Here is a 13084-nt window from a genome sequence, read left to right on the forward strand (position 1 = left end):
CGCTTCGTCAACCTACCCCCGCAAAGTTGGGAGTGGACCAGAAGTAGAAAAGCGATTGATTTTCGCTTCGTCAGCCTACCCCCGCAAAGTTGGGAGTGGACCAAAAGTTGAAAAGCGATTGATTTTCGCTTCGTCTGTCCACCCCCGCAAAGTTGAGTAGGCCTCAAACAAGTCGAAAGACGCAGGTTGAGGCCACTCAACCACTGCGCTTTTAATTAACGAACAATAACTTGATTGAATTAATCAAGTTGAAGCTCAACCATATCCCAAGATGAATTTAGCACTCACTTGATTTACCTAAACCCTCAATCAATTCACGACTTATCGCAATGAACTGCTCTAACTGTTCTTCTTTAACGTTTTTAAAGCCTGCTTCAATTTGTTTATTAAATCTTGCATTCGTCACTTCATAAATTTTGCGACCTTCATCAGAGATTTTAATAATTCCATTGCGGCGGTCCTCCTCTAAGGTTTCTCTAAACAACCATCCTTTAGCTAACAAATGTTTAATTGTTCTTGAAACGGCAGCGTTAGAAATATTCAACTCCGTTGCAACTTCAGAAATGGTTTGTTTTTCGTCTTTTTCTTCCAATTCCACTACATAATCTAATAATACAAATTCACTACGAGACATTTCATAACTACTATCAAAAAATTTTCTTCTCAATCGGCTAATGTCTAAATTTAATTTAAATGCCTCTTTAATTAATTCTGCTTTCATGTAATACCTCCAGAATTCCTTCGTCCTTAATAATAAGTTAAAAGTAGGTAAATTTCAAGTAAACTCATATATTCTGACATCAGACTGTTACATAAATGTGATACAAGTCTCGTAAATTTCTGTTAGAATATAGTGTGATACATAGATAGAAAGGTGTTATTATGAAAAAACTTATTTTATTACTGTTAACGGTTATCTTAGCCGGTGTATTATATATAAACTTTATTCCTCAATCATTCAATTCAAATAAAATGAAAACATTAAGCGATAATACCAATGGATCGCAGGTCGAAATTGTCTCTGACAACCAAGCAGAATCTGAGACCACTATAGCATCTACTGAAGTTGAAACGACCAGTCCATCTGAAGCTGAAACGACAGTGGATTCTTTATTTAACGAAGCGATTATTAATAATCGGGATTATCCTCAAGCAGATGTACCAGAAGAATTGCTAAACGTTGATATTTATACCGCTATTAACGAATACTATATCGCTAATTATTCAGAAGAAGAAAAAGCTGCCAACCAAACAGCCTTAACAGACGTTGAATTAGATAACCTAACAGAAGCATTAAATCAAAAAGATGCATTAAATGGCTTAGATTTAACTGTTGACCAAGTCACTATGAATCTTGACGACGAAAAAGTTTATATACCTAGAGTCATTGTTCCTGTAACATATGAAAATGCTCAAAGGATTGCTGAGGATAATGATATTAACATCCTATCAGACGTTATGACGGAAATTGGTAATCGATTAATAATGATTGCTTATTATAATCCTCAAGAGAAAGAACTCTATGTTTATCATTTAACCAATTGGACTAAACCACTCTTTACATATACTCAAGAGTAACTCTGGATATAATAAAGACCTTAAATGTTAGAATAAAACTAACATTAAGGTCTTTTTCTACCTACTGATTTCGAAGTTTTATTTAGCTAGACTATCCACTAAACTATTCTAAAGCCTTACGATAATCCGCTACTAATTGTTCACTCATAATAATTTTTTGTGCTGCTAACTGGGACACTATTTCATTATCTGAAAGTTCTTGTGGTGAATTCTCAATAATATTAGCCATAATTTCTTTAATATTAACAGTATTAAGCCCTCCACGTCCTTGATGATGAGTAACATTAATTAAATCAGTTAATGGAATAATGCCAAATTTCATTTCAAGGTTTTTATTCGTAACGACTAAATGAGCTAGTGCCTCGGGTATATCCAAATCTCTCGCTAAATCTTTAATTAAATAAGGGCGCTTCTCGTTTTTAATTTCCGTTAAATAATCTTTTTGGGCCAATACTAGTGCTTTAACTGCTGCTAAGACTAATTGTTCGCGAACACGAAGATTATAAGCTAATACTTGAAAATTTTGTCGATGAGTTGTAATGTATTCGAATAATTGCGTATCATTTTGGAGAGCCATCTCATCGTAATATTTTTGATTAAAAATAATTCTTGGATAATATTGACGATTATAACGTAGTTCAATATCATCTTGATTATAACGAACCGAAACATCTGGGATAAGATTCACTTTATCCGCTTTGTCAAAAACGGCTGCTGGTACAGGTCTTAAAGAATGAAAATAATTTAAGCTGGCTTCAATTTCCTCATTAGGTAAACCACTCACCTGATGAATGCCTTCAACATCTTGCTTTGAAACTAAATCAAAATACTCTTCTAATAAAAGATATGCAATATTAGGAGCATGACTATCTTGCTCTGTTTGCAACATTAAGCATTCTTGTAAATCATAAGCACCTACACCTGCTGGTTCTAACTGTTTAAACAAAGTCATCGCATCAAGAACTAAAATATCATCTTCATTCAGTTTGGTTGCTAACTCTTGATAACGATAAGGTAAATAACCTTTCTCATCTAGATAGTCGACTAATCTTACCATAACATCACGTATCGGTGTATGGCGATACATCATAATTTGTTCAAATAAAAACATAATCAAGCTCTGTGCCATCCCAGGTGAATTACGCTCTACCTCATTTTCTATATTTTGGTAAATAGCATTTTTTATTGTGGATACTCGTGTCTCAAGTGCATAATCAATTTCTATAAAAGGATTTTCTATAATGGCTTCTTCAATATAATAGGTTAATTGTTCTGCATTCAAATCTAAAATTTCATATAACTGATCTGTATTTGGACTTTTCTCAATATTGTCTTTTAATAGCTCGTTTGTCGTGATTTTTGATAAACTTTGCCACTTTTCTTTTAATCTTTTTTCCAATCATAACACCTCTATTCCATAATTATATTTTCTCAATCAAAAAACCAGTTTTCCCAGCGTTAAGGCTATCTCCCTTTCACTTGGAAAAACCGGTTATTAGCTGTTTTACATATAATAACGAAGTTATTAAATATCTGTATTAAAAGTATCTCCATGTTGGAAGTCAGCATATTCAAAACCTCTTAAAAACCAAGTTCTTCTTTGCTCTGAGCTTCCATGTGTAAAGCTATCAGGCACTACGTATCCATAAGCTTCTTTTTGTAAAGTATCATCGCCAACACTATGAGCAGCTTGTAATGCTTCCTCAATATCGCCCATTTCTAGTAAACCTTCTCGTTTTACATAATCTGCCCATGCTCCCGCATAATAGTCTGCTTGTAATTCCAAACGCACTGTTAAATCATTAGCTTGTTTGGTAGACATTCTTTGACGAACACTATTATAATCATCCATCGTACCCACAAGTTTTTGAACATGGTGTCCTACTTCATGCGCGATGACATAAGCCATTGCAAAGTCACCGGGTGCATTGTACTTAGTGGTTAAATCCCGATAGAACTGTAAGTCAATATATACCGTTTCATCAGCTGGACAATAGAAGGGACCTGCTTGAGTACTACCTACACCACAACCACCAGTAGAAATGCTGTCTGTATAAATAACCAGACTAGGCTCACGATAAGTTTTACCCATTGAGTCAAACATACTATGCCAGTAATCTTCCGTCGTTGCTAGAACCGCTTGGAAAAATTGTACTTCGTCATCTGAAGCATTTAATGTCTGGCTATCCGTATTGGTACTATTGATTGAGTTATCAACACTCACTTCTTCTGAAGGTATGATATCACGATTATAAATCGTACTATTATTTAGATTTCCCAATCCACCTGACCCTAAAAACGTAAGAAATAAAAACAAGACTAACAATATGAGTTTCATCTTACCTGAAGTACGAGACAATAATAACCATATTAGGCCGCCACCTAATCCCCCGCCAGAAGAACCTCCTCTACTACCTGAGGTTCCTGGAAAAGAAGTTCCTCTAGATTGATTACGGCGGTCCTGGACATTCTTACTCTTTCGAACATCTTCCCATTTCATATTAATTTCCTCAATTCTTTAAATATTCCTTTATCATCATTTTACCATATAAGCTAAGCGTGTACTAACTTTTTAAGACTTTTTCATAGATAAAGTCATTCATTATATACCCTTCGCCAATATCTACGTATCGTTCACCCACTTTAGTAAAACCACGATGCTCATATACAGCAATAGCCAAATGATTCCCTTGATTAACATTCAAAAATAATGTTTTTCCTTTACCTAATGTTTCGTACCAATCAAAAACGGATGACATTAACCCCTTACCGCGAAAAGATTGACTTAAATACAATTTACTAATATAAATTTTTTCTCCTTGGTCTTGAAATGCGGTATAACCTACGGGCTGGTTATTATACTCTAAAAAATAATAATGCACATCATCTTCAATTTCTTGCGTTATGTTATCAATTGATTGGTAATGTCGCATCATATACGCCACCTGTTCCTTCCCAATGATTGGAGTGAATACTTCCTTCCAAATTACCGAGAGTAGCTCAAATAATTGTTCTATTTCTTGTGGTGTCTTAACTTCTTTTATTTGTAACATAACCCTTTCAAGTCCTTCCCTTGTTAGATTTCTTCTTTCAAATAATCCATAAAATAATTCACCATCACTAACCCTTTATTCGTGATCACATTCATTAAAGGATGAAGTATTCTTTCGGTTACTATTGAAATCATCATCGTGATAACAAAAACTAATATAGCTGAAAGTATTCCCCCACCTATCATTTGGAAAAAACCATTAAAACGTTGATTGTCCACGACGCCCCAAATAATTGGTCGCATTATCGGATGTTCGTGAATTAAATAGACGGTAAAGGTTAATCCACTTAAATAATTAACAACAGGCGAAATAAAAACTTTACTTTCCTTGGCAAATAAAAATAAACTGAAGCTTAAAATAACAGTGAGCAAGCCATTTTGTCGCAATTGTATGAGCACAACATTTAGCTTTTCCGGAATAAAGTGACTCACTAAGTGAAACCAAATAATTGATAAAATTGTTATTGCGAGTGTTGTTATCCCGACCATCCCCCAAGGTATTTGCGATAATTTATCATCTGTATATAATTTTATATAACTTACAGCTAAATATAAAAACGCAAACCAAGTAAAATTATTTAAACCGAAAGTCGCTAAATTTAAACTCGGTAATACTATCCACAACATAAAAAGTGTCGATAGGATGAATTCTAACCCGTTTTTCCCGACTAAACTGATGAGTTTATTTAAAACAGGGATGAAAAGTAAAAGTAAAATATAGGTTGTAGCAAACCAATAGGCATCGGGAAAGGGAAAAATAGATAAATAAACATCTTTTTTATCTAAATGAAGAAAGTAAGCCGCAATCGCTAGAATCCCAATGGAATATAGCCAAACCTGAACACCAATTCTGATTACTCGTTCAAATTTGAAGTTTTTACCGACTAAAAAATAAGCACCAATCATCACAAAAACATTTGAACCTAATTTCCCACCAATTCTTAAAATATCTAAAGCTATTTGTTCAATCGTTGAATAATCAGGTGACTCATACGTCCCATGTACTGCGAAATGGCTACCAACAATTAAGAACATTGAAAATATTCTTAATAGTTCAAAATTTGATTGTCTTTTTTGACTCATGCTATGCCTCCTTAAATCCTGTCCATTATATCAAAACTTCATTCTGTTTACCTTTTAAAAGCATTCTGTCCTCAATTATGTAAAAATTAATAATACTTTTATAAGAAATTTTCACTACTATGCGTGATAAAAAAGGTCATTGCTCACTTGAGATAATGACCTTGTCTTTATTTTATGGAAAGGATTGGAATTTTTGCCCAGCCCCCTTGTCTTTTACGGAACGGATTGGACTTTTTTTCTAATTGCATGACTTTTGTATTTATATTTTTAACGAAAATGGCAATGAATATCATGATCATTCAGGATACCAATTGCCTGCAAATAAGAATAAACCGTCACACTGCCTAAGAACTTAAATCCTCTTTTCTTCAAGTCTTTCGTCACTTCATCACTTAAGTCAGACTGAGCCAGCAGAGGTTGACCTTGTCCACGTAATAAGGTTTTGCCATTTGTAAAAGACCAAATGTAATGATCGAAACTGCCAAATTCATTTTGAATTTTTATAAATGCTTGAGCATTATTAACAGCGGCTCTAATTTTTTGTTGATGACGTATAATACCTTCATTGTCCATTAAAGACTGAATTTTCGTTTCATTATAATGAGCGACTTTATGATAATCAAAGTAATCGAAGGCCTGGTCAAAATTATCTATTTTCGATAAAACGAGCTGCCATGATAAGCCTATATGAAAAAGTTCTAATATTAACCAGCGAAACAATTGTTGATCATTGTGCTCTGGCTTTCCCCAAACCTCATCATGATATTGAACATAATAATCGGGCTTTCCTTCAATCCAATGACACCTTGAAAGATTATTTGTTTTCATGCTCATTATGGTTCATTTCTGCTAAAGCTTCCTCATCGAATGAAAACTGATTCGCTAAATCATCCTGTTCTGCTATTTCTTCCTCTTCAAAGCTAATCCCTAAGTTATGAATAGCTTCTTCTAGTTCACGCTTACGTTTCATTAATGTATCTTCATCTTTTAATGCCATTTTGTCACTCTACTTTCACATAAAAATTTTGTAAAACTCCGTCACGATAATATAAACAATATAAAATACACTGACTTCCTTTGTTAATAATAAGATTGCCAAAAATTCTCTTACCACTGCATAAGGCCATGATATTATGGCGGTTTTTGACCCTATATACCGGGCAGGTACTTGGTATTTTCTGGCGAAAAACGAAGTGCGAGGTAAATGATAAGTGCTCGTCACAATGACAAGTGATCGGTCCTTACCCAAATGTCGGATTAACGGCTTGGTAAATTGAATATTTTCAGTTGTATTACGAGCTGATTTTTCTAAAATAATTTGAGACTTGTTGATGCCTTGTTTCATTAAATAATGGGCCATCACTTCCGCTTCAGTCATCCCATTAGCTGCTGCATTGCCACCTGACACCAAAAAATAAGTTTCATTTTGTATTACTGAAGATAAAGAGCGATAAAAAGTAATCGCTGAATTTAAACGATGTTTTAAATCAGACTTTACTTGCCCTTCATCATTAATATCCGTCCCTAATACAAAAATTAAATAGGGCTGCTTCTTTTTATAACTGACTTTTATTAACCAACTAATCAATAAATAACTAATAAAAAAAGCTGTAAAATAAATCGCAATGGAACTATATAGACTAATAATAATGGTTAATTGAACATCACGGATATTAACAAGATTATACAAGCTATAGACAAAAAATGTCAAAATGACACTCGCTAAAATAGTACTAAGTGCACGTCCAAAATAGGATATCGATTGTTTCGTTTCCCTTAGTAAAATTAAAATGCCTAATGCTAATAAGATAAAGGGAACGATTGCTAACAAAACTGCACTTACCAAATATAGAAAGTACCTTAGTATAAAAATAGGCAACCAATTACTCATTTGAAATAATGCCATAATCAAACTTGTCAAACTAAAAATAGCACAAAAAGCAGGTGAAATCGATGATTTTTGATGAGAAAGTGCATATATTCCAATAACTAAAAAAATAAATGCATTAATCCAGTATAACACTTCCTCCCTCCTCTAATAATTGACATCTGTAGGATTATGATACGCTTGGTAGACCAATTGTTTTCTTAATCCATTTAATTTCGCAACCTCTTTAACAGCTTCCTTTGATGAAACCCCATATTCCGCTATCCATTGGTCCACTTGTTCCTTTAAAGGCAATTCAAGATCAATGACAACAGAATCAACCGCTGTAACGCCTCGTCCACCTTCAACTAATAAAACAAATTCTCCCTTTATTTCATTATGTTCTAAAAACTCCAGTATCTCAGACAACTTTCCTCGTAAATATTCTTCATATTGCTTTGATATTTCACGCGCTAACACAATTTGAGTGTCTGCTGATAAATATTCAGCTATTCTTTTGACGGTTTTTTTAAACGAAAGGGTGACTCATAAAAAATGGCAGTTTCGTTTCTTTGGCCAATAAGAATTGCTAAATCCTTTTGTTCCTTAGTTTCACGAGGGAAAAAACCATAATAAGTAAATCTTTCCGCATTAAGTCCTGAAGCAACTAGAGCGGTAATCGCAGCATTCGCACCGGGTAGCGCTATGACCGAAATATTATGTTGAATAGCTGCTTGGACGAGCGGATGACCCGGGTCATTAATTAACGGCATCCCGGCATCCGAAACAAGCGCTAAGTTTTCGCCTTGAACTAATCGATCAATCAATTGTATGACTTGATTTTGACTACTATGCTCATGAAAACTCATCATAGGTTGTTTAATTTCAAAATGATTTAACAGTTTAATTGTACGACGAGTATCTTCAGCTAAAATTAAGTCAACCTGCTTTAATGTATCGATGGCTCGAAAAGTCATATCTTCAAGATTACCAATAGGAGTCGGAACTAAATATAGTTTGCCGTTACCATCAAGATAACTCTTTTGTTGATTCATCTTCTGCTTCCTCCTGACCGTTGACTAAAACAAAGGTGCCATTGCTATAATCTTGTACACCTGCTGCTTTTAAATACTGCTCTTTTTGCATGCGCGTTTGTTTTTTAAAATGATATTCTTGTGACATTGCTTTCTGTTTAGTTGACCATCGTTCTGCATAAATTAGTTTTACAGGTTGCCTTTTTTTAACGCGTGTATATTTTGCGCCCTTACCCGTTTGATGTGCTAAAAGTCTCTTGGACAAATCATTTGTATAGCCACCATATAGCGTATTATCTTGACAATATAAAACATAGAAAAAATGTGTTTCATTCTCCAAAATAAATAGCCTTCATTTCTGGAGTATATTCTCCGTTTTCTTGATGAACAATGAGGGGTGGCTCAATCCGAACGCCCCGTCGTCCGCCTCGATAAATTGCTTCAATCAACACAATATTCGCTAACGCTCCGACTTTGGGATACGCAAACTTAATCCTTTTTACTGAAAAACCATGTTGTAACAAGCCCTCCATTAAATCATCCAAACGTTCGGGACGATGGACAATATATAAACGCCCTTTGTCTTTTAATAGTTTGCTCGCTTTAAATAACCATTGATCCATTGTGAGCGACACTTCATGTCTAGCTAGATGGTGACTGGTTAAACGATGGATTTCTTTAGAAGTTTCTAATAAGAAATAGGGAGGATTGCAGGTAATAAAATCATAATCCGCATTCCCATGTGGAAATTCATTTATATCGCCTTCGTGTATCGTGATCTGATTTTCAAGTTGATTGAGTTCAATACTTCTACGAGCCATTTCGACTAATTCTGATTGCAATTCAATGCCCTCTAGTGGATTAGTTGTTTTAGCACTTAAAATAATCGGGATAATACCATTGCCTGAACAAAAATCAAGATATTTAAATTGTCGCTTTTGCGGCAGATTAACAAAATCTGCTAAAAGAACGGCATCTAAAGAAAAGGAAAAAAACCTTTTGCTTTGAATGATTTTTCTATTTTCTCTAAATAAATAGTCTATTCGTTCAAATTCTTTTAATTCAACCAATCATGTCACCCTTTTGTTAATCGCATTAATACATCTTGACAGAATAAACAATCTTCTGAAGACTGACGACGTTTTCCAAATAATTCATGACATACATGAATACCATCATCATAAAAACCTTGTAGACGGTCTTTACCACTAATATGCTGTTCCTCGATTGGGGTATCTTCCTCTTGAGTTGTTGATTCATTTACAAGCTTTTGTAACTGATCTTCAAGATTATGATTCAACATCCGCAATCGATTATTCTCTTCTTTCAACTCTAATACAACTTGTGTCAATTGAAGAATATTATTTTGATATTGTTGCTGTTGGTTTTGAACATTATTAATTAATTCTTGTATATCTTGATGTATCATCATCCTCCCCCTCTCTATTTAATCAGATTTAAAACAATTCGTTCTAATACTAATTGAGATGAAACATTCGCATTTAGATATTCTTTGGCTTCAATTAACTGTTGATTAATGGCTAACAAGTCTTGTGTTGAAATCGCATGTTTTTCAATAATTGCTTGTAACCAATTCAGTGAAACACTTTTTTTAGTTGAATTAGAAAAAGTGTGTAATAAAGATTGATGATTTAATAAGGTTAAATAGTCTAAACCTAAATCAATTTTTTGAGTGGTTAAAATAGACTTCATGCGTATAGGAATTAGCGCAAAGGCTAAAGGTGATTTCGTTAGCAGTAACTGATAAAACTCATTGAGCCCCTTAAACCATTCTTCTAATTCTACTGGATCAAACTCTCTTAGCACCTGACTCGTGGTCCCTGGTAATAAAGACAAGATTTTTTGATAATTTTTGGCTATTTGTACATCTGAAAAATCATCTTGAAAGTAATTCGTAAAAATTATATTTTGTGCTCGTGAGCGAATAGTTGGCAATAATGAATCCACTTCAATCACATCTAAAATAATGTAAATTTCACTATTTGGTTCTTCCAATATAGTTAACAGCGCATTTGAAGCAGACGGATTCATTAAGTCAGCTTGATGGATGATTGCTATTTTAAAATCAAATTCAACCGGACTGCGATTAAGCCAATTACGCAACTCTCTGATTTGATCAACTTTAATATTTCTACCATCTGGTTCTAAATATAAAACATCCGATATCTGGTTATCTATTACTCTTTGACATTCATTACACTGACAACAAGGTTGCCCCACTTCTGAGAAGTTAGGGCAGACCATCGCTTGAATCAAAGATTCTATTACTGTATTTTTTGCCTGTAAATTATCTCCCGAAAAAATATAGGCATGGCTTAAATGCTGCAACGATATTTGACGAAAGAAATAGTGGCTAAGTTGTTCCTCCACCTTCATTAGAAACGATGGAACGCATCTATCGGTAATACAAATACCGTTGCGCCTCCTACTTTCACTTTTACTGGATAAGATGCTGTCACATCTAAACTTACATCCAAGTTGACTGGTGAAGAAATAAATTGCTCACGCGATTGACAACTATTTTTGATAATATCTAATACATCATCCACACGATCTTCTTCAATCCCTACCATAAAGGTAGTATTTCCAGAACGTAGAAATCCACCGGTTGAACTTAATTTAGTTGCCCGAATATCCGCTTCATAAAAAGCATCACTTAAAATATTCTTATCTTGATCTTGAACGACCGCAATCACTAATTTCATCATATCAACTTCCCCCTTATTGTTTTTCGACTAATAAATTTTCAATTTTTTCTAAACTATTTTTGACAACCGCCTCTATTGTTTGAGTTCCATCAATAACTTGAATTCGTTTGTGCTCTTTTGCTAGTGTGAGAAAAGCATTACGAACTTTATGATGAAAATCGACGGCTTCTCGGTCTAAACGGTCAAATTTCTCGTCTTTACGACCTTGGTGTATGCGCTCTAATCCAACTTCTGCTGGAACATCAATTAATAAAGTCAAATCTGGTAAGTGGCCTTCGATAGCAAATTGATTAATTTCCCAAATAGAGGCCATTGCAATATCTCTGGCTAAACCCTGGTACGCTAAGGAGCTATCAATGAAACGATCACAGATGACAATTTTATCTGCTTCAAGTGCTGGTAATACAATTTCTACTAAATGTTGTCTTCTAGCTGCAGCAAATAATAATGCTTCCGTACGTTTATCCATCTCTATATTGTTAACATCAAGAATGACATTCCGAATTTGTTCAGCTATATTACTGCCACCTGGTTCTCGTGTCACCACAATATCCTGATGACCTTTTGCTTCTAGTTCGCGAACCAAATGTTGAATAACTGTTGTTTTTCCCGCACCTTCAGGTCCTTCTAATGTAATAAAATATCCTTTTCTCAATGATACTCTCCTTATAACTCTCGACGACCCTCAATAGCCCTAAACAAAGTCATTTCATCAGCGTATTCAATGTCACTACCTACTGATAACCCATGAGCTAATCGTGTCACTTTAATTCCTGCTGGTTTTAATAATCGTGATAAATACATAGCCGTTGCTTCACCTTCTGCTGTAGCATTGGTTGCCACAATCACTTCTTGAACTGTATCATCTTGCAATCTTTGAATCAACTGAGTGATATTTAAATCATCGGGCCCAATCCCATCCATCGGTGACAAGACGCCATGTAAGACATGATAAACCCCACGATATTCTTGCATTCTTTCTAATGACATAATCGCTCTTGTATCTTCAACTACCAAAATCACCGAACGATCCCGTGTTTCATCCTGACAAATCGGACATGGATCCGAATCTGTAATATTGCCACAAATACTACAATACATTAAATCACGTTTAACACTGATTAAATTTTGGGCAAACTCCGTTACTTCTCGCTCATCCATTTCAATTACATAGAATGCTAACCGTGCTGCTGTCTTCGCACCAATTCCTGGTAATTTAGTAAAACTATTAATTAATTTAGCAATAGGTGCTGGGTATTGCATTGATGACATCCTCTCTAGAACGGTAAGTTCATTCCTTTAGTATATTTACCTAAACGTGCTTCTGTCGTTTCATCAATTTCATTCATTAATTCGTTCAGTGTCACAATCAATAAATCTTGTAACATTTCTGGATCGTCTGGATCGATTAAGTCGGGTGAAATTGCTAAATCCGTTACTTCTTTTTTGCCATTCATTTTAATAGTTAATAAACTATTGGCATCACTTTTTTCAAAAATAGTTTCTTCAATGTTTTTTTGTTCTTTAGTCATCTCTTTTTGCATTTTTTGGATTTTCTGCATCATTCCTTGCATATTTCCCATATTTCCCATTCCTCTTGCCATTATTCGGCCTCCTTTACTTATTAATATTATATCAAATTATTGATTATATATTGCTTTAAAACACTTATTTTAATCCAATAACGATAATATTAGTCTTCTTAAAAATTATATCATAGTCTATGACTTAATAAAATTAC

The 13084-nt window shown here is 34.3% G+C and carries 17 protein-coding genes and 1 pseudogene; 1 reads left to right on the forward strand and 17 read right to left on the reverse strand.

The features are described 5' to 3' along the window. Positions 1-277: 277 nt before the first annotated feature. Positions 278-721 carry a MarR family winged helix-turn-helix transcriptional regulator gene (locus LB888_RS04525; protein WP_311920632.1) on the reverse strand — a complete coding sequence of 148 codons (444 nt, stop codon included), beginning with the start codon at positions 719-721 and terminating at the stop codon, positions 278-280. A gap of 161 nt (positions 722-882) precedes the next feature. On the opposite strand from LB888_RS04525, the gene LB888_RS04530 reads away from it, so the two are divergent. After that, entirely contained in the window at positions 883-1578 is a 696-nt protein-coding gene (locus tag LB888_RS04530; RefSeq protein WP_318753752.1) for a hypothetical protein, read from the forward strand. A gap of 103 nt (positions 1579-1681) precedes the next feature. Here the strand turns inward: LB888_RS04530 and LB888_RS04535 are convergent, their stop codons facing one another. From LB888_RS04535 to LB888_RS04610, 16 genes and pseudogenes are all read right to left on the reverse strand, one after another. Then, positions 1682-2977, reverse strand: coding sequence for an RNA polymerase subunit sigma-54 (locus LB888_RS04535; RefSeq protein ID WP_318753753.1), 1296 nt, complete (start codon positions 2975-2977; stop codon positions 1682-1684). 126 nt (positions 2978-3103) lie between these two features. Further along, a complete protein-coding gene (locus LB888_RS04540) occupies positions 3104-4078 on the reverse strand; it encodes a neutral zinc metallopeptidase (RefSeq protein ID WP_318753754.1) in 975 nt (324 codons plus the stop codon). A 64-nt stretch (positions 4079-4142) separates the two neighbouring features. After that, positions 4143-4631, reverse strand: coding sequence for a GNAT family N-acetyltransferase (locus LB888_RS04545; RefSeq protein ID WP_311920642.1), 489 nt, complete (start codon positions 4629-4631; stop codon positions 4143-4145). 23 nt (positions 4632-4654) lie between these two features. Then, on the reverse strand, positions 4655-5713 hold the full coding sequence (locus tag LB888_RS04550; protein ID WP_318753755.1) for an acyltransferase: 1059 nt from the start codon (positions 5711-5713) through the stop codon (positions 4655-4657). Positions 5714-5980: 267 nt separating this feature from the next. Continuing rightward, positions 5981-6541 (reverse strand): DNA-3-methyladenine glycosylase I, encoded by a 561-nt coding sequence (locus LB888_RS04555; protein WP_318753756.1) that lies wholly within the window; start codon positions 6539-6541, stop codon positions 5981-5983. Next, positions 6528-6710, reverse strand: coding sequence for a hypothetical protein (locus LB888_RS04560; protein ID WP_066125448.1), 183 nt, complete (start codon positions 6708-6710; stop codon positions 6528-6530). Before LB888_RS04560 ends, LB888_RS04555 begins: the two co-directional genes overlap by 14 nt. A 15-nt stretch (positions 6711-6725) precedes the next feature. Then, positions 6726-7736, reverse strand: a complete 1011-nt coding sequence (locus LB888_RS04565; protein WP_318753757.1) for a YdcF family protein — start codon at positions 7734-7736, stop codon at positions 6726-6728. A 12-nt stretch (positions 7737-7748) separates the two neighbouring features. Beyond that, positions 7749-8635, reverse strand: a pseudogene (rsmI, locus tag LB888_RS04570) (16S rRNA (cytidine(1402)-2'-O)-methyltransferase). Beyond that, complete coding sequence (locus tag LB888_RS04575) at positions 8610-8954, reverse strand: GIY-YIG nuclease family protein (protein ID WP_078755449.1); 345 nt, start codon at positions 8952-8954, stop codon at positions 8610-8612. The pseudogene rsmI and the gene LB888_RS04575 overlap by 26 nt, the downstream one beginning before the upstream one ends. Beyond that, on the reverse strand, positions 8944-9684 hold the full coding sequence (locus LB888_RS04580; protein ID WP_318753758.1) for a tRNA1(Val) (adenine(37)-N6)-methyltransferase: 741 nt from the start codon (positions 9682-9684) through the stop codon (positions 8944-8946). The genes LB888_RS04575 and LB888_RS04580 overlap by 11 nt, the downstream gene beginning before the upstream one ends. Positions 9685-9689: 5 nt before the next feature. Next, entirely contained in the window at positions 9690-10043 is a 354-nt protein-coding gene (locus LB888_RS04585) for an initiation control protein YabA (protein WP_159443846.1), read from the reverse strand. A gap of 14 nt (positions 10044-10057) precedes the next feature. Continuing rightward, complete coding sequence (locus tag LB888_RS04590) at positions 10058-11011, reverse strand: hypothetical protein (RefSeq protein WP_276933051.1); 954 nt, start codon at positions 11009-11011, stop codon at positions 10058-10060. Further along, the gene (locus tag LB888_RS04595) at positions 11011-11340 is read right to left on the reverse strand and encodes a cyclic-di-AMP receptor (protein ID WP_078755547.1); all 330 of its coding nucleotides are present in this window, start codon (positions 11338-11340) and stop codon (positions 11011-11013) included. The genes LB888_RS04590 and LB888_RS04595 overlap by 1 nt, the downstream gene beginning before the upstream one ends. 16 nt (positions 11341-11356) lie before the next feature. Then, a complete protein-coding gene (gene tmk, locus LB888_RS04600) occupies positions 11357-11998 on the reverse strand; it encodes a dTMP kinase (protein WP_276646839.1) in 642 nt (213 codons plus the stop codon). Between the two features lie 11 nt (positions 11999-12009). Beyond that, positions 12010-12606, reverse strand: a complete 597-nt coding sequence (gene recR / locus LB888_RS04605) for a recombination mediator RecR (RefSeq protein WP_078755444.1) — start codon at positions 12604-12606, stop codon at positions 12010-12012. 14 nt (positions 12607-12620) lie between these two features. Continuing rightward, a complete protein-coding gene (locus tag LB888_RS04610) occupies positions 12621-12935 on the reverse strand; it encodes a YbaB/EbfC family nucleoid-associated protein (protein ID WP_318753953.1) in 315 nt (104 codons plus the stop codon). Between the last annotated feature and the right edge of the window lie 149 nt (positions 12936-13084).

The organism is Globicatella sp. PHS-GS-PNBC-21-1553 (genome assembly GCF_033564055.1).
Classification (GTDB): Bacteria; Bacillota; Bacilli; order Lactobacillales; family Aerococcaceae; genus Globicatella; species Globicatella sulfidifaciens.

Coding starts and splice junctions, on each gene's coding strand:
- LB888_RS04610 (WP_318753953.1), bottom strand. CDS start 12,935: ATGGGAAATATGGGAAATATGCAAGGAATGATGCAGAAAATCCAAAAA.
- LB888_RS04585 (WP_159443846.1), bottom strand. CDS start 10,043: ATGATACATCAAGATATACAAGAATTAATTAATAATGTTCAAAACCAA.
- LB888_RS04590 (WP_276933051.1), bottom strand. CDS start 11,011: ATGAAGGTGGAGGAACAACTTAGCCACTATTTCTTTCGTCAAATATCG.
- LB888_RS04530 (WP_318753752.1), top strand. CDS start 883: ATGAAAAAACTTATTTTATTACTGTTAACGGTTATCTTAGCCGGTGTA.
- LB888_RS04560 (WP_066125448.1), bottom strand. CDS start 6,710: ATGGCATTAAAAGATGAAGATACATTAATGAAACGTAAGCGTGAACTA.
- LB888_RS04525 (WP_311920632.1), bottom strand. CDS start 721: ATGAAAGCAGAATTAATTAAAGAGGCATTTAAATTAAATTTAGACATT.
- LB888_RS04555 (WP_318753756.1), bottom strand. CDS start 6,541: ATGAAAACAAATAATCTTTCAAGGTGTCATTGGATTGAAGGAAAGCCC.
- LB888_RS04595 (WP_078755547.1), bottom strand. CDS start 11,340: ATGAAATTAGTGATTGCGGTCGTTCAAGATCAAGATAAGAATATTTTA.
- LB888_RS04540 (WP_318753754.1), bottom strand. CDS start 4,078: ATGAAATGGGAAGATGTTCGAAAGAGTAAGAATGTCCAGGACCGCCGT.
- LB888_RS04545 (WP_311920642.1), bottom strand. CDS start 4,631: ATGTTACAAATAAAAGAAGTTAAGACACCACAAGAAATAGAACAATTA.
- LB888_RS04550 (WP_318753755.1), bottom strand. CDS start 5,713: ATGAGTCAAAAAAGACAATCAAATTTTGAACTATTAAGAATATTTTCA.
- recR (WP_078755444.1), bottom strand. CDS start 12,606: ATGCAATACCCAGCACCTATTGCTAAATTAATTAATAGTTTTACTAAA.